Annotated in this window: 16 protein-coding genes; 2 read left to right on the top strand and 14 right to left on the bottom strand. The window is 68.6% G+C overall.

The genetic code is table 11. The annotated features are described in order from the left end of the window. The 4 genes from WEE69_10890 to WEE69_10875 all read right to left on the bottom strand — a co-directional run. The coding region (locus WEE69_10890; protein MEX1145799.1) for a rhodanese-like domain-containing protein at window positions 1-1,371 on the bottom strand (1,371 nt) is incomplete at its 3' end. Continuing rightward, the gene (locus WEE69_10885; protein ID MEX1145798.1) at window positions 1,368-2,789 is read right to left on the bottom strand and encodes a molecular chaperone TorD family protein; all 1,422 of its coding nucleotides are present in this window, start codon (window positions 2,787-2,789) and stop codon (window positions 1,368-1,370) included. The genes WEE69_10890 and WEE69_10885, both read right to left, overlap by 4 nt. Beyond that, window positions 2,786-5,683: a molybdopterin dinucleotide binding domain-containing protein gene (locus WEE69_10880; protein MEX1145797.1), complete on the bottom strand. Its 2,898-nt coding sequence runs from the start codon at window positions 5,681-5,683 to the stop codon at window positions 2,786-2,788. The genes WEE69_10885 and WEE69_10880 overlap by 4 nt, the downstream gene beginning before the upstream one ends. A gap of 8 nt (window positions 5,684-5,691) precedes the next feature. Next, window positions 5,692-7,254 carry a 4Fe-4S dicluster domain-containing protein gene (locus WEE69_10875; GenBank protein ID MEX1145796.1) on the bottom strand — a complete coding sequence of 521 codons (1,563 nt, stop codon included), beginning with the start codon at window positions 7,252-7,254 and terminating at the stop codon, window positions 5,692-5,694. An 81-nt stretch (window positions 7,255-7,335) separates the two neighbouring features. On the opposite strand from WEE69_10875, the gene WEE69_10870 reads away from it, so the two are divergent. Further along, window positions 7,336-7,767 carry a metal-sulfur cluster assembly factor gene (locus WEE69_10870; protein ID MEX1145795.1) on the top strand — a complete coding sequence of 144 codons (432 nt, stop codon included), beginning with the start codon at window positions 7,336-7,338 and terminating at the stop codon, window positions 7,765-7,767. After that, window positions 7,764-8,006 (top strand): hypothetical protein, encoded by a 243-nt coding sequence (locus WEE69_10865; protein MEX1145794.1) that lies wholly within the window; start codon window positions 7,764-7,766, stop codon window positions 8,004-8,006. The genes WEE69_10870 and WEE69_10865 overlap by 4 nt, the downstream gene beginning before the upstream one ends. Window positions 8,007-8,016: 10 nt before the next feature. On the opposite strand, the gene WEE69_10860 is transcribed toward WEE69_10865, so the two are convergent. The 10 genes from WEE69_10860 to WEE69_10815 form a co-directional block, all read right to left on the bottom strand. Next, a complete protein-coding gene (locus tag WEE69_10860; protein MEX1145793.1) occupies window positions 8,017-8,673 on the bottom strand; it encodes a Rieske 2Fe-2S domain-containing protein in 657 nt (218 codons plus the stop codon). Window positions 8,674-8,708: 35 nt separating this feature from the next. Further along, on the bottom strand, window positions 8,709-9,209 hold the full coding sequence (locus WEE69_10855; GenBank protein MEX1145792.1) for a DsrE/DsrF/DrsH-like family protein: 501 nt from the start codon (window positions 9,207-9,209) through the stop codon (window positions 8,709-8,711). Between the two features lie 105 nt (window positions 9,210-9,314). Next, window positions 9,315-9,623: a hypothetical protein gene (locus WEE69_10850; protein ID MEX1145791.1), complete on the bottom strand. Its 309-nt coding sequence runs from the start codon at window positions 9,621-9,623 to the stop codon at window positions 9,315-9,317. Between the two features lie 2 nt (window positions 9,624-9,625). After that, window positions 9,626-10,081, bottom strand: a complete 456-nt coding sequence (locus WEE69_10845) for a glycine cleavage system protein H (protein ID MEX1145790.1) — start codon at window positions 10,079-10,081, stop codon at window positions 9,626-9,628. A 1-nt stretch (window position 10,082) separates the two neighbouring features. Then, on the bottom strand, window positions 10,083-10,523 hold the full coding sequence (gene gcvH / locus WEE69_10840; GenBank protein ID MEX1145789.1) for a glycine cleavage system protein GcvH: 441 nt from the start codon (window positions 10,521-10,523) through the stop codon (window positions 10,083-10,085). A 28-nt stretch (window positions 10,524-10,551) separates the two neighbouring features. Continuing rightward, a complete protein-coding gene (locus WEE69_10835) occupies window positions 10,552-10,860 on the bottom strand; it encodes a hypothetical protein (GenBank protein ID MEX1145788.1) in 309 nt (102 codons plus the stop codon). 3 nt (window positions 10,861-10,863) lie between these two features. Then, window positions 10,864-11,298 carry a hypothetical protein gene (locus WEE69_10830; protein ID MEX1145787.1) on the bottom strand — a complete coding sequence of 145 codons (435 nt, stop codon included), beginning with the start codon at window positions 11,296-11,298 and terminating at the stop codon, window positions 10,864-10,866. After that, the gene (locus WEE69_10825; GenBank protein MEX1145786.1) at window positions 11,295-13,568 is read right to left on the bottom strand and encodes a (Fe-S)-binding protein; all 2,274 of its coding nucleotides are present in this window, start codon (window positions 13,566-13,568) and stop codon (window positions 11,295-11,297) included. Before WEE69_10825 ends, WEE69_10830 begins: the two co-directional genes overlap by 4 nt. Then, on the bottom strand, window positions 13,565-14,530 hold the full coding sequence (locus WEE69_10820; GenBank protein ID MEX1145785.1) for an electron transfer flavoprotein subunit alpha/FixB family protein: 966 nt from the start codon (window positions 14,528-14,530) through the stop codon (window positions 13,565-13,567). The genes WEE69_10825 and WEE69_10820 overlap by 4 nt, the downstream gene beginning before the upstream one ends. Before the next feature lie 23 nt (window positions 14,531-14,553). Then, the coding region (locus tag WEE69_10815) for an electron transfer flavoprotein subunit beta/FixA family protein (protein MEX1145784.1) at window positions 14,554-15,243 on the bottom strand (690 nt) is incomplete at its 5' end.

The following is a 15,243-nucleotide window of genomic DNA, read 5'->3' as shown; positions in this document are numbered from 1 at the left end:
CGTAGTGCGATCTCTCGACCAGCCCGGGTAGCCGCCGTACAGGTCGGAGACATCCGCGAACCCTGCGGCGCGCAGGAGGCTCGCGGCGGTCGATGACCGGTAACCGCTCGCGCAGAAGACGACGATCGGACGGCGCGGGTCGAACTGGTCGAGCGCGGCCTCGAGTTGGTTGAGCGGAATTGCTGCGGCGCCGGGGATCGTCCCGAGCGCCGACTCCCCAGGACTGCGCACATCGACGAGCGTCACCTCGCCGGTCGCCATCCGCTCATCGAGCGCACGGGCCGTGAGGCGAGACCCGCGCCGCACGACCTCGGGATTGGCAGCGAAGGCGCGCTCAGGATCGGGCAACGCGCCGAGGACCCGGTCGAAGCCGATCCGACCGAGCCGGTTCTTGGCTTCGAGCTCGGTACCGGGCCGGGAAACAAGGACGATCGCGCGCTCGGGATCCAGCAGGCTTCCTGCCCACTCGGCGAAGCGACCATCGATACCGATATGGGTCGAACCCGCGACATGTCCCGAGGCAAAGTCGCCGGCGTCGCGGGTGTCGAGGACGGCGGCACCGCGCTGCTGGAGCTCGAGCACCTGTTCGAGCGTCAGGGATTCGGGCTTGCGCGACTCATCGAGCAGACGATGTTGCTTGCGATTGAGGGCGGCGTCGTGGGCGAAGTAGGCGGGCGCCGCGCTCTGCCCCTCGGTCACCAGGTCCACGAACTCGTCGGCCGACCGGGCGGCGAGCGCGTAGTTGACGGCGCGCTGCTCGCCAATGGTTGACACCGTCTCGGTCGAGAGCTGCTTGCCACACGCGGACCCGGCGCCGTGGGCGGGAAACACCCGGGTGGCATCGGGCAGCGTGAGCAGCTGCGTCTGGAGCGACTCGTGCAGCTGACCGGCGAGCTCCTCGGGAGTCCGGCCGACGGAGGCCAGGAGATCGGGCCGGCCGACGTCACCGATGAACATGGTGTCGCCGGTGAGGACCCCGTAGGGAATGGCGTCACCGGCATGCTCATAGACGACGATGCTGATCGATTCCGGGGTGTGCCCGGGCGTGGCGCGCACCTCGAGCTCGACCTCACCCAGCGAGATGTGCTCGCCATCGGCCAGCTTGCGGCTCGGGAACTCGGTCGTTGCCGCCTCCCCGTACGCGATGGATGCGCCTGTCGCCGCCGACAGCTCGAGATGCCCGGAGAGGAAATCGGCGTGGAAGTGGGTCTCGATGATCAGCTCGATCGTGAGGCTGGCCGCGTTGGCATCTTTGACGTACTCCGCGGTGTCGCGCCGGGGGTCGACAACGACGGCCCGACCGGTTGTCTCGTCACCGATGAGGTACGAGGCCTGCGAGAGGCACTCCAAGTAGTACTGGGTGAAGATCAGGGTGTCGTCCTCGTCGACTCGGCGCCGTCGACCAACATTTCAAGACCTGCGAGCGCCTCGACGACGTGGTCTCGAAGCCCGCGCTCGCCGTGCGCGTCCACCTCGACCCGCGTCGCGCCCGCCGCGGGCTCGAGTCGGACGATGACGGCGGCATCGGCAAGGAAACGCTGCTCCCGGTCGCCACGGGGCCCGCCGTCGCGCCATGCCACCGCCGTCGACGTGTCGGATGCGAGCAGAACGGTATCGGCACCGGCGTCAAGGAGGGTATCCGTTGCTCGATGCAGCTGGGCGGGGAGATGCGAGCACACGCCAACCGCGACCTCGAGCGCGCGCAGGCGACCAACGACCGCGGCCGCGGCGTGCTCTCGTTCGCGCTCGCCTGGGCCAAGCACTCGCACGACCACGGAGCTGAGCTCGCCCTCGGGGCGCGATTCCCCCGAGCGAGCGCGTCCGGCGCTCTCGACGCGATCGAGGAGTCGCAGCGACTCCTCGGCTCGCATCCGCCAGGCGCGCCACACCCGTCGATTGCCTTCGCGCTCGGCCTCATTGTGCGCGTGCGCATCGCGCCACTCCTGGATGGGGAGCTTGAGCGCTGCCGCCAGCGCGGGCAGGTCGCCGCCGTCGGTCGCGCCTTCGATCACCTCACGGAAGCGGCTCCGCGGATCCGAGGGGCGCCACGGGATGCCAAGCGCGTTGGCCGCATTGGCCAGGTCGTCGACGCCGAGGTACGCGCCGCAGCGGCCGGGCGCGAGCAGCCACCGAGCGAGCGCGGCCGGACCCGCCCGCTGGGGTGCCGGTGCAACCTCGACCGGAGGGAGGCCCGGATGGTCGGGGGTCGGACGGAGTCGCTCCACCTCTTCGGCCACAAAGCTGCCGACTGCGTCGGCCAACGCCGCGTAGGGCGTGCCGATCGCCCGACGCGCCAGTGCGGTGACCGCGACCTCGGCCCAGACGCCGAGGTGGCCCATCAGGAACTCGCGCTCGGCCTCGACGGCTCGAGTGGCTCGGTCGGGCCGTCGCTCCTCCCAGCCCGCAGCCTCCTCGGCACACAGGGCCCCGTAGGCCCAGAGCTCGATAGCGAGGTGGTCGGGTCCGGCGACGCGCCACGGCGGCGGGGCCCCGAGCTCATGACGGTCATAGAACCCGGACAGGGTGGCGACCGTCGGTCCGCCGCGTCGACCGTCGGGACCAGTGAACACACTCTCGTGGAGCGGCACCTCGCGAATGAGTATCCGCTCGAAGGCCGCGGCCAGGGTCGGGTCCGGTTCGGCAAGTGCAGCGAGCTCGGGGACGGTGGCCACGAGCTCCCCCAGCTCGTGTCGCGGCTCCTCGGCGAGCAAGTGTCCGAGCACCGCGGCGAGGCGCGCCCGGCGCCGGGCCGAGTCCACGAGGTCGAAGACCGAGGTGGCCGTGGTCATCCGGCGGTTCGGTGCTCGTAGGCGGAGGCCGTCGGCTTCACCGGACGCGCGAACCACAGCGGCCGGCGCAGATTGCCAGGCCCGGGTCCGGGGCGAGTCTTGGCGATCCACTCGCGGTAGGCGGCCATCGATGCCGCGGTGTCCACCGCGATGTCGCCATACCGGTCACCCGGACGGGCAGGCTCGATGCGTACGCGTTGGAGCCAGCAGTGCATGCCGCTGACCGGGTCGGGCTGAGGCGCGAACGTGAGGTTCTGGTGAACCCCAGCATCCGTCCACCAGATCCGACTCGAGTCGGCGTCCGAGCTCTCGAACGGCGCGACACCGTGGTCGCTGTGAAGCGTCCAGTGGCTGTCCGCCTCGCGTCCGAGCGCGGCGAGTCCTGAGGACCAGCGCTCGTTGCCCTGCTCCTCCTGGAGGCGCCAGCGGCCCATGTGGTGGGACGCGGCCACGACACCCGGTCGAATGCCCTCGGTGCGCCACGCGCGCATCACGAAGTACCCGGTGCGCGTGGTGATGCGCACGAGCGCGTTCGTGTCGAGACCGAGCGCGTCGGCGTCGGAGGGATGCACCCACAGCGGGTGACCGTGGCTGATCTCGTTGAGCCACTTGGCGTTCCCCGAGCGGGTGTGGATGAGCGTCGGCAGCCGGAAGGTGGGGACCAGCATGCGCTCTCCTCCTTCCAGGTCGAGGTCCTCCCAGTGCACGTGGCTCGGGATCCAGGTCGGCAGCGCATACTCGGGCCAGCCCCACTCCGCGAGCGTCGGCGAGTACAGCTCGAGCTTGCGGCTCGGGGTCGGGAACCCGAAGCGCACCACGCCGTCGACTTCGACACCGACGGAGCCATCGCCGATGAAGGGCATGTGGCCCTCGATCTCGGCGAGCGATTCGTGCAGACCAGCGGTTCCCGGCTTGCGGTACACGCCGTCCGCACCAGTGACCGTTTCCACGAGCTCGTCGGCACCGACTTCGCGTTCGTGCACGGCGTACATGTCTCCCGGGAGCTCATACGCGCCGTACTTGCGCATGTACGCGAGTGGGCTCAACCCCTCCTCGGCCGCCTTGTCGGGCAAGCCCGGGACGGAGTTCGTGAAAAGCGACCCGTAGTACTCGTCCATGGAGATCGGCTCACCCGGCCGCTCGGGGCTCTCGAAGTGCGTCCGGATCCCGAGGTCGCCGTCAGGGTCGATGTGGAACGCGAGGTCGATCCAGAACTCGTCCTCCTCCCAGACCTCTCCAGGGTTGACTTCGTGCGTGCGCTTCACCGATTCGCCCTGTTGCTCGGCGAACACCCGGAAGACGGGCTGGCGGAAACCGATCCAGCGACTCGAGTGAGTCTCGTACGACGCGAGATCGTGGCGCTCGGCGCCGACACCCATGGGCAGCACGTAATCAGCGAACCACGCGGTCTCCGACCATGTCGGGGTGAGTGCCACATGGCAACCCACTTTGTCCTCGTCGGTGAGGACCTCGATCCACGAGAAGCCATCGGGGTTCGTCCACACCGGGTTGTAGACGCGCGTGAAGTAGGTGTCGAGGCGACCTCGCCCTTCCTTGAGGAAGTACGGCAGCAAGAAGCTCATCTCATGGTGCGCGAGCGGGTACTCCAGCGGCCACGTGAGGTCGTTCCAACGCGACTGGGGATGCACGGCCTTGGGTGGGACGGGAATGAACTTGTTCCACCCGTTCGCGCTCGTGCCGCCCACGGTGCCGACACTGCCAGTGAGAACGTTGAGGAGCATCAGGCAGCGGGCGGTCTGCCACCCACCCTCGTTGCCGGCCGCCGAGGCCCGCCAGTTGTGCGAGGCGAACCGGCCGAGCGCGCCGCCGATGACGGCCGCCACCTCTTGGATCCGCCGAGCGTCGACCCCGCACACCTGTTCCGCTCTCTCGGGCGTGTAGTCGGCGTAGAGGTCGAGCAACGCGGGCTCCACACTGGCGAAGACGGGCTCGAGATCGGGGCGGCTCTCACGCAGGTACGCCTCCCAGTTGACCCAGCGCCGAACGAACTCTCGATCCCAAGTGTCCGCCTCCAGGAGCAGCCGCGCGATCGTCAGTAACAGGAACGCTTCGGTCCCCGGCCACGGCGCGAACCAGTAGTCGGACATCGACGCCGTGTTCGACAAGCGGGGATCGACGGTGATGATCTTCGCGCCGCGCATCTTGCCTTCGATGACACGCTGGGCATGCGGGTTGAAGTAATGACCGGCCTCGAGGTGACTGGAGATCAGGAAGATCACCTGCGCGTTGGCGAAGTCGGCGGACGGACGGTCGAAGCCCATCCAGGTGGCGTAGCCAAGTCGGGCACCCGACGAGCAGATGTTGGTGTGCGAGTTGTGGCCGTCGATCCCCCAGGCGTGCAGCACCCGCTCGATGTAGCTGTCGTCGCCGGGACGACCGACGTGGTACATGACCTCGTCGTGTCGGCTTTCGCGGAAGGCTCGGCCGACGCGCCCACCGATGTCGGCCAGTGCCTCGTCCCAGGTTGTGCGCTGCCATTGGCCCGATCCGCGCGGGCCGCTTCGCTTGAGCGGGTAGAGGATCCGCTCGGGGTCGTAGACCTGGGTGAGGGTGGCGGGGCCCTTGGCACAGTTCCGACCGCGGCTGGCCGGGTGCGCGGGGTTTCCTTCGAACTTGCGGATCTCGCCCGTCGCCTTGTCGACATAGGCGAGCAACCCGCAGCACGCCTCGCAGTTGAAGCAGGTCGTCGGGATGAGCGAGTAGCGCCGCTCGACCTTGCGACCGTGCTTCCACTCCTCCGGGTCGTACTCGGCATGGTCGTGCCACTGGTCGACGGGTGGATAGCTCGTGAGCGCCGTGCCGGGCAGCAGGCGTTCGAGCGCGACGTCGGCGGCCGCGTCAGCGAGCCGATCGAGGATCTCGCGACTGCTCATCGAGACTCCTAGGAGAGTGGAACGGACTGGCCGGCGCGGACGAAGGCATCCTCGTACGCGGCGAGGCCGATGACCGCGCACACGCCGGCCGCAGCCGAGAGGGCAATACCGCCGGAGCCGAGGGCGAGCGCCGCGACCATGAGCGCGCCCGGTACTGCGAGACCGAGGAACACGCCACCAAGCCAGAAGATGGTGGCGTAGCGGCCTCGCGTCATCTCGGCTACCGCCATCTCGACGTGCGCGGTACCGCGGGCGGCGAGCTCCGCGAACGTGAAGACCGCCACCGCGACGATCCCACCAAGGAGCGTCCAACGGATCGCGTCGGGCTCGGGGATACTGAGGAACACATCCGCGACGAGGAACGCGCTGGCCCCCGCGATCACGGCTTGGGCGAGGAGCACGGGCAGCAGCATCGGCGTCTGCCAGAGATCGCGCCCCTCGCACTGGCCGAACAGGTACGCGGTGTAGCCCGCGGTCGCGGCACCCAGCGCGAAGCCGGGCCCCGCCAGGACCCGGATCGCGGCGGCCTCGTCGAACAGGCCCGCAGCAAACCATGCCGCGCTCACGGCCGCATAGATCCCGAGGATCACCGCGCCACGCACGAGCCATGACCGCCAGTTGGGACGGGTCAGCAGATACCAGAAGCGCCGCGGCTGCTTCAGGTCCGCCACGAGCAACACCCCGGTGACGAACGTGAAGAACCCGGCCACCACGGGCGCCAGGATCCCCACGGAACCCTGGTGCCCCGCATGGCCGAGCAGCACGAGCAGCGCCGCGATCATCAGCGCGCCGGCCGCCACCGACTTCGTGACCAGATATGCCGAGACCATGCTCTTCCAGGGCATCGGATGCTCGGTCGTGTACACCGTGCGCGCGACCACCTGCCCACCACGGGGCTTCCCGCTGTCGTCAGCTCGCGCTCGGAGGTGGACGGGGATCTCGGGCACCGTCGGGTGGTGTGCCGTCGTGTCGGCCCAGATCATCCCGTCGTCGGCGATCCGGGTGCGCGTCGGGTCGAGCGACGCCTCGTCGGCACCCTTGTAAAACACCTTGGGCCGAGTTCCTTGCTCCGGCGCACGCACCTGCACGTCGTGACGGGCGACCATCTGTGAGATCCGGGTGCTGGGATCGTCGAGGTCGCCGGCCACGATCGACTGGGTGGGACACACGATCACGCACGAGGGCTCCAACCCGACATCGATCCGGTGCGCACAGAAGTTGCACTTCTGGGCCGTGTGCTCGTCCGGATCGATGTAAAGGGCGTCGTAGGGGCAGGCGTTCATGCACGACTTGCAGCCGATGCACGAGGTCGTGTCGAAGTCGACGATGCCGTCGTGACGCACGAAGAGCGCGTTCGTCGGGCAGATCGTGACGCACGGCGCGTTGTCGCACTGGTTGCAGCGCATCACCGAGAACTTGCGCTGCGAGTCGGGGAACTCGCCCTTCTCGATGTACTTGACCCAGGTGCGGTTCACGCCGAGGGGCACGTCGTGCTCGGCCTTGCAGGCCACCGTGCAGGCGTGACAGCCGATGCACGTGTCCTGGTCGATGAGGAACCCAAAGCGCGCCATTCAGTCCTTGCCGCGCCGATCGCCGGCGCTCTTCCACCCCTGGGGATCGTGCAGCACGAGCTTGGACTCACCGGGCCTTGCGTGGCGGACCTGGATCCCGTCACACTATGCGTCTATGCGCACATGCTCAAGCGTTTCGGCAACCCGATGAGTGGAGCGGTGGTCACCGGCGCCGACGAGGCCCGGGAGGCCCTCAAGGTGATCCCCGACCCCGAGCTCGGGATCAACATCGTCGACCTCGGTCTCGTGTACGACGTCGATGTCGATGACGAGGGTCGCGCTCATGTCACCTACACGCTCACGACCTTCGGGTGCGCCATCGGGCCGATCCTCGAGTCCCAGATGCAAGAGGTCCTCTACGCGCTCCCCGGGATCTCGGAGGTGTCAGTCGAGTTCACGCTCGAACCTCGATGGACCCGCGACCGGATGTCAGAACAAGCCCGCGCGTTGGTTGGCGACCGCGAGCTCCACCCGCCGAGCGTGCAGGACCTGCGAGAGATCGGGGGATCGTGATCGGCCACAGATCGGACGGTGCGGTTCCCGATGACGCCCGCGAGGAGATCGAGTTCGAAGCCGCGGGGTCGACGTTCGTCCTCCGGGTGTTCCCCGGCGCGAGCGGGCTCCGGGGTCAGGTCTTCCGAGGCGAGGAGAAGATCGCCGGCGTGCAGATCTACCACTCGAGCGACCGAGAGGCGCTGCTCCGCGAAGCGCGACGCGACCGCGCCGTGCTGCGCGCCGCCGCCGCGGGCTGAGCATCCTCATCTATCGCTCCTCCGGCGCGTCGAGGAGGAGATGGACGAAGCCGTCCTCCTCCACGACGCCGAAGGTCCGCAGCGAGGCATCGGCCGGACCCCGCATGCGCTCGCCCGTGCAGACGTCGAACTGGCTCCCGTGGCGTGGACAGGTGACGATCGAGCCCTCCAACTCGCCCTCCGAGAGCGTCGCACCCGCATGGGGACAGCGGTCCTCGACCGCGCAGAGACGGCCCCGGACGTGATAGAGCGCAACCGGGCCGACTGGCGTCTCCGGGAGGTGCACGACCAGCCCGAGGCGACCCGGCACCTCGGCTGCCTCCAACAAGGGCAAGCGCGGCCGTTGACGCGCGCCCGGCGGGGGTAGCCGTTGGCGCAGGCGCGCCGCGAACGCGCCCCGGTTGGCAACCAGGTCGCACCCGGCGCGCTCGGCCTCGAGCCACCTCGCCTGGTCGGGGGTGCCGACGTGACCGGCGACGAACGCATCGGGGAGACGCGCTCGCCAGCGGGCGACCTGGTCCGCGGCGCCGGGCTGGTCGAGGTCGATCACGATCACCTCGGGCTCGTCCGCGTCACGAGCGGCCGGAGTGAGCACGAGAAGGCCGGACTCGCGCGCGACACGTTCCAAGCCGCGCAGCACGACCGGGTCGGTCGTGAGCACGAGCATGCCGCGCGCGCGCTCGCCACTCGGCGGTGGTCGGTTCAGATGAACATCGTGATGTCGGCTTCGGCCGCCATCTCGATGAAGCTGGCCGCGCCGAGCGGGGTCTCCAAGCCGTCCACGAAGTCGTCCTTGGTGAGTCCGTAGAGCTCCATGGTCATCTGGCACGGGTGGAGCTTGACGCCCAGATCCATGGCCATCCCGAGGAGCTCGGTTGGGCTGGCGACCTTGTACTCCTTGGCCAGGCTCTTGATCATCCCGGTCCCCATGCCGGCCATGTGCATCTTCGAGAGCTTGAGGTGGTCGGTGCCGCCGCGGTCCATGACCGACTCGCCCTTCTGCTTCCAGTTCTGGCCGGTGATGCGCTTGTCGTTGCTCTGGAGCACGCGCAGCCCCCAGAACGTGAAGAAGATGTTCACGTCGAGACCCGATGCTGCGCCGGTCGTGGCCAGGATGAGCACCGGCCACACCCGGTCGAGGTCGTTGCTCCAGCAGACGATCGCCATGCTCTTCTGCTGGTCGTCCCCATTTGTCTCTGTCATTGCCATCCCCCTGTGTGATTCCATCCTTGGTCACCGACATCCACGATGCCGAATATCGTTATACGTGCATACTCCTGCGTTCGCGGTCTCACCGCAAGGGTTCGCTCACGCGTAGGACGCCTCGGCCGCGAGCTCGTACTCGACCGCCCGTACCGTTAGTCGCCGGGGGACGATTGCGGTCGTCACCTGCGCCCGGTCAAGGCCCTCCACGACCAGACGTTGACGCCAGTAGAGGAGGAGGTCGTCGACCTCCTCCCGGCGGAAGCCCGCGCCTTCGTCCTCACTGCCGGGGTACGCGACCGCCTCCTTGGTCACGAGTCCCCCGCAGAAGCGCAGCGTGAGATCCACGCTCACTGCCCGCTCCCGCACTCGGGCCAACGACCGGCGCACGCCGGCATCGATGTCGATATCCATGGTCACTCCTCACAACGGAAGCAGCGGATCTCGTTCTCGTCGATGAAACGACGGTAATGCTCGAACGCCTCGGCTCCGTCGACGAGGTGACGGCGATCCTCGTCGAGGTTCGTGGGTCGGACCCGCACGAGCCAACCCGCACCGTACGGATCGCGGTTGGCCACGAGGATGTCGGCCTCGAACGCAGCCTTGTTCGTGGCGACGAGCTCGGCGGCAAAGGGCGCAGGAAAAGGACCGACCCACTTCGCGCTCTCGATCACCGCGAGCGGCTTGCCGCGCGCCACGGCCCGGCCGGGCTCCTTCCACGAGAGCTGCACGAACTTGCCGCACATCGTCTGGGCCACGTCGGTCATCCCGAGCACGGCCTCGTCACCCTCGAGCCGGATCCAGACGTTGTGCTCGACGTCGTAGAGGAGATCGTCGGGCACGACGCAGCCGTACCAGCTCTGCTCACCCACCTCACTCGCCCTCGCAGACAATCCCCTCGGCGTCCAGGAACTGCCCGTAAGCCTCGACGCCGGCCGCCCCGGTCACGAGGTCGCCCGCGTCCGCATCCCAGTCATCGGCGCGCAGTCGCGCGATCCAACCTTCGCCGTACGGATCCGCGTTGATGGTCCCCGGCGTACTGGCGACGGCCTCGTTCACCTCGACCACCTCACCGGTCACCGGGCTCGGCACGGGCCCGACCCACTTGCTGCTCTCGACGGTTGCGACGCTCTTGCCCTTGGCCACCGTCTTCCCGGGCTTCTTCAGCGTGACGGAGAGGATCGACTTCGCGAGGTTCTGGGCGACATCGGTCAGTCCGACGGTGACCACGTCGCCGTCACGGCGGGCCCAGACGTGCTTCTCCATGAGGTAGTGGAGGTCCTCGGGGATGTTGCAGCCTCGTACGGTCGCCAACGCATTCCCTCCTGCTGGTGGTGTTCGTCTACGTCGCGCCCGAGGGCACGTCTTCGTCATCGTCTCCCGCGAGCTCGGTGTGCTCGGCGAGCAAGTGATTGACGAGCATGTCGAACGCGACCAAGCGGATCTCGCGCTGGAACTCCTCCATGAACCCCGGGTCACGCAGGCGCGGCTTCACGACGTGCTCATAGCCCTCATCGCAGATGGGGCAGTCGATACCGTAGAACCGCGACGGGCCGCGCTCCTCGAAGCGGACCCGCTCAGGATGTTCTTCGCCAAGATGCGCGTGGAGTGCTCGAGGTGTGCCCTCGAAGTCGCACCAGGGGCACTGCATGCCCTACCGCGCTTCGCTCGCGCCACGGGCAATCGCCTCGACCAGCTCGACCAGCGCCTGACCCGCGGTGGTCAAGCCGGCCTGGTCGGCTTCGAGCGAGCGCGCCACCAGGCCCGCCTGCACGAGGTCGTTCACACGTTCCCACACCGCGAGGCGCGGAACCGTGAGCAGCGAGGCGAGAGTGCCGAGGTCGGCGTCGCCCTCGCGCAGGTGGAGCAGCGTGCGGTAGTGGAGCGGGTCGCTCATCATCCGGAACGCTCGGAGTACGAGCTCCCTCGCGTTTTCGAGTGACTCGCCCTCCACTACTGCGGGCCGAGCCGCCGCCGCGTCGGGCTCGAACGCGAACGCGCGGAGGCGTTCGATGGTCGCCTCGAGCTCCTCGAGCCGCGCGCCGAGCGCCTTGCCGACCAGCGACGCGTCAAAGCTGCTCGGCGTCATTCCGCCACCACGAGCTTCGAGGTCACACGTGCCTCGTCGACCAGCTGGATCACGTCGATGACGCGCAGGCGGTCATCGTGCCCGGTCGTCTTGGCGGCGTCGGTGTACATGGTGAAGTCCTTCGGGCACGCGACGACGAAACGCTCGACGTCGAGTGTCGCGGCTTCGCGGATGCGGTTCTCGCTGGGCCGCTCCTCGAGCCCAGAGTCGTCCATCCAGATACGCCCGCCGCCCGCGCCGCAGCAGAACGTGTTGTCGCGGTTGCGCGGCATCTCGACGAGCTCGCACCCGAGCGCCAGCAGAACACGGCGGGGAGGGTCCATCACGTTGTTGTAGCGGGCGAGGTAGCACGGGTCGTGGTAGGTGACCCGAACGTCCAGCGGGCTCGTCGGGATCGCACCTGACTCGAGGAGATCGGCCAGTACCTCCGTGTAGTGCCGAACGGGCTTGTCGAGGCCGAACGCGGGATACTCGTTGCGCAGCGTGTTCAGCGAGTGGGGATCGGTGGTGAAGATCTCGTCGAAGCTCGCCGCTTCGAACGCAGCAAGGTTGTGCTCGACGAGCATCTCGAAGAGCCCTTCCTCGCCCACGCGGCGGACGTCGTTGCCTGAATTCCACTCGTCCTCGTACAGCAGGCCGAAGTCGACGTCGGCGTCATGCAGGATACGGGCCAGCGTGCGCGACAACTCCTGAAGGCGCTCGTCGAACGCGGCGAAGTCGCCGACGAACCAGAGGTAGCGGACCGGTGTCTTGCGGGCGTCGGCCACCTCGAAGTCGAGATCCTTGGTCCAGCGCGCTCGCATCCGCGACGACTTACCGAATGAGTTGCCCTGCTGCGCGAGGTTCTGGAGGGCGGTCTGGAGGGTCGGCGCCATCGCGCCCTCGTCGACGAGGCTGCGCCGCAGCTCGACGATCGTCGAGACGTGCTCGATCCCGACGGGGCAGGCCTCGACGCACGCCATGCAGGTCGTGCACGACCACAGGGTCTCCACCTTGATCACGTCGCCGGCGACGCGAGACGCGCTGGCGCCGACGAGCGGACCCGTCAACGTCGGTCGCCGCTCACCGTCGAGGATCGTTCGCCCACCCGTGGTCTCGTCAGCCCATTGGCGCAGATCGAGGATGAGGTCGCGGGGCGAGAGCGGGGCACCGGAGGCGGTCGCCGGACACGCCACGTGGCAACGACCGCACTTCGTGCACGAGTCGAGGTCCAGGAGCTCCTTCCAGGTGAAGTCGGCCAGCGTTCGGTAGCCGACGTGATCGGCCTCCGGGCGGACCGCGGGCAACCGACGAGCACTGGCCCGGTCGAAGACGACCAGGTTCGCGGTGTCGGTGAGCATGTGCATGGCCTTGGAGAACGGGATGTAGGCCACGAACCCAAGCGCCATCACCGCATGAACCCACCAAGTCGCGACGCGGACGTCGGCTGCGGCACCCGTCCCGATCCCCACGCCGCGCACACCCTTGGCCAGGAGCCAACCGACCGGCGACCAGACCTCGAACGAGGGGAATCCGTTGGCCCGGATCCGGAAGCCCTCCAGGAGGAACCCGGTGAACAGCAGCGCGAACAACAGACCGAGGAAGAGCCAATCCCCCTTCACGAACTCGTCGCGCGAGTAGCCACCCTCGGGCTTCTCCGCGCGCGTGTAGTCGAGTGCCGCCTTGTGGCCGAAGGCTCGCCGCCACCCCAGATAGAGCATCCCGAGCACGGCGGCAAACCCCATGGTGTCGAGGATCACCGAGTACGCAAGGTAGAAGGCGCCCTCGAAGAAGCTCCGCTCTTCACCGAGCGCGTTGGTGGCGTTGCGAACGATGTCGTAGTCGATCGTGAGGACGACGGTCCCGATGAACAGGGTGATGAAGCCCCAGAACACGAAGAAGTGCGCGAGGCCTGCCGCCCGGTCACGTTTTCGCACCGTGGTGTTGGCGGCGATCGTTGCCAGGGCACCCGCGGCAGCACGCGCGTCGACGGTGTGACCGTTCATCGCGCCGTTGCCGTTGCCGGCCTTCGGAGCCACCGCGGAGGGGGCGACCTCGTCGTCGGGCGTGTCGGTCGCCACTGCGACCGTGCGGGCCATACGACGCCGGAAGCGCCAGGTCGGTCGACCTCGTCGGTACTTGCGGACTCGCCGCCAGCATCCCCAGAAGAAGATGGCGGTGGCTGCGAACGAGAGGACGTAGAAAATCCCCTCCCCCAGCGTCCCGATCCCCTCGAAGACCTCGCGGGTCTCCTCGGCCGCCAAGGTGAGGCCAGCAAGCGTGCCGCTCATCCGCCCAATTTCTCGGTGAGCGCCGGCAGGAGGTCGAAGAGGTCCGCGGTCGTGCCGTAGTGGGCGACGTCAAAGATCGGGGCCTGGGCGTCGGTGTTGCAGGCGATGATCAACTCGGCGTCGCGCATGCCCTCGAGATGCTCCGGGGCGCCCGAAATGCCGAACATGAGGTACGCGCGCGGCTTCACCTTGACGCCCGACTTGCCGACCTGGCGGCTCTTGGGCAGCCAGCCGAGGTCGGTGATCGGGCGCGACGCCGCCAGCGGCGCGCCCATGGCGTCGGCGAGATCCTGCACCAGCTCGACGTCGCCTTCACTGCCGATGCCCCGCCCCACCGCCACGAGCAGGTCGGCGGCGGTGATGTCGACATCGCCAGCTTCCGGCACGAGCATCTCGATGAACGTGGTGCGTAGGCCTGCGCCGAGCTCGGCCGGTGCCGGTGTGTCCTCCACCGTCGCGCTCCCCGCGCCCCGACCGGCTTCGCCCGGGAACGAGCCCGCGGTGACCGCGCCGATCGCGCGATCGCCCTCGAGCGCGACCTCGGCCATGAGCTTGCCCCCGTAGATCTGGGCCGTTGCCACGAGGGCGTCGCCTTCGGACTCGAGACCGACCACGTACGACACGAGCGGCGCGTCCCAGGTCACGGAGAGCGAAGCCGCGAGGTCGAGACCCGCGGTCGTGGTCGCGAGGAGCACCAGGCGTGGCTGGCGTTCGTTCACGACGTGCGCCAGCGCCTTCTCGTAGGCCTCGGCGGTGTAGCTCGCAAGCGCGGGGTCGTCCATGGAGAGGACGAGATCGGCCGCGCTCAGCTCCCTTGCCAGCCCGGGGCTCCCGAACAGGGCCACGACTGCCTGGCCGCTGGACGCGCCCGCGACCTCCTTCGCCTTGCCGAGCAGCTCGAAGGTGACGTCGGCGAGCGACCCGCCCTGGTGCTCGGCGAGTACGAGGACGTCGTTTCCCATCACGGTCTCCCAAAACTCGAGGTCTAGGTCTTGAGCAAGCCCTTGGCCCGGACAAGCTCGAGGATGCGGTCGGCTACGTCGGCGGAGCTGCCCTCGAGCATCTCGGCGTGCCCGGTCTGCTCCGGCGGGTACAGGCGCCGCACGGTCAGGGCCGGTCCACCGGGTGCGCCAGTCGCGGCGGTCTCCTCGATCCCGCCCGCCTGCATGACCTGGCGCACACGGGTGATCGACGCGTAGCGCGGGGGCTGGCGGGCGGCCTGCACGCCGATGACCGCGGGGAGGCGGATCTCGAGGTCTGCGCCCGCGCCGCCGCTGAACTCCTGGCGCACGCGGGCGACCCCCTCCTTGGCGTCCACCGACACCACCACCGATGCATGGGGCAGGCCCATTCGAGCCGCGAGGAGTGGCGCGAGCTGTCCATCGAGGTCGTCGGCCGCCTGGACGCCGGTGAGCACCAGATCGGCGTCCTGTCCCGCCAGCCAATCGGCGAGCGCGGCGGCGCGAGCGTGGCTGTCGATCGCGCCCTCGCCGGCGCCGGTGAGCTTGACCGCCCGGTCGGCACCCTTGGCGATCGCGGTGTACAGGGCCTGGTCGATGTCGGGCTCGTCGAAGCCGACCACCACGACCTCGCCGCCGGACGCCTCCTTCACGAGGAGCGCCTCCTCGAGGGCGTGGTCGTCGAACTCGTTGACCACGAACTTGAGGAACTCGCG

The sequence above is a fragment of the Acidimicrobiia bacterium genome, assembly GCA_040881685.1.
Lineage (GTDB): Bacteria > Actinomycetota > Acidimicrobiia > IMCC26256 > PALSA-555 > SHVJ01.
Note: the sequence above shows the minus strand (reverse complement) of the source record. Positions and strands in the feature narration are given on the sequence as shown.

What these genes read in the sequence shown, in the direction of transcription:
- WEE69_10885 (MEX1145798.1), bottom strand. Translation starts at nt 2,789, where the DNA reads ATGACCACGGCCACCTCGGTCTTCGACCTCGTGGACTCGGCCCGGCGC.
- WEE69_10880 (MEX1145797.1), bottom strand. Translation starts at nt 5,683, where the DNA reads ATGAGCAGTCGCGAGATCCTCGATCGGCTCGCTGACGCGGCCGCCGAC.
- WEE69_10875 (MEX1145796.1), bottom strand. Translation starts at nt 7,254, where the DNA reads ATGGCGCGCTTTGGGTTCCTCATCGACCAGGACACGTGCATCGGCTGT.
- WEE69_10860 (MEX1145793.1), bottom strand. Translation starts at nt 8,673, where the DNA reads ATGCTCGTGCTCACGACCGACCCGGTCGTGCTGCGCGGCTTGGAACGT.
- WEE69_10855 (MEX1145792.1), bottom strand. Translation starts at nt 9,209, where the DNA reads ATGACAGAGACAAATGGGGACGACCAGCAGAAGAGCATGGCGATCGTC.
- WEE69_10850 (MEX1145791.1), bottom strand. Translation starts at nt 9,623, where the DNA reads ATGGATATCGACATCGATGCCGGCGTGCGCCGGTCGTTGGCCCGAGTG.
- WEE69_10835 (MEX1145788.1), bottom strand. Translation starts at nt 10,860, where the DNA reads ATGCAGTGCCCCTGGTGCGACTTCGAGGGCACACCTCGAGCACTCCAC.
- WEE69_10830 (MEX1145787.1), bottom strand. Translation starts at nt 11,298, where the DNA reads ATGACGCCGAGCAGCTTTGACGCGTCGCTGGTCGGCAAGGCGCTCGGC.
- WEE69_10825 (MEX1145786.1), bottom strand. Translation starts at nt 13,568, where the DNA reads ATGAGCGGCACGCTTGCTGGCCTCACCTTGGCGGCCGAGGAGACCCGC.
- WEE69_10820 (MEX1145785.1), bottom strand. Translation starts at nt 14,530, where the DNA reads ATGGGAAACGACGTCCTCGTACTCGCCGAGCACCAGGGCGGGTCGCTC.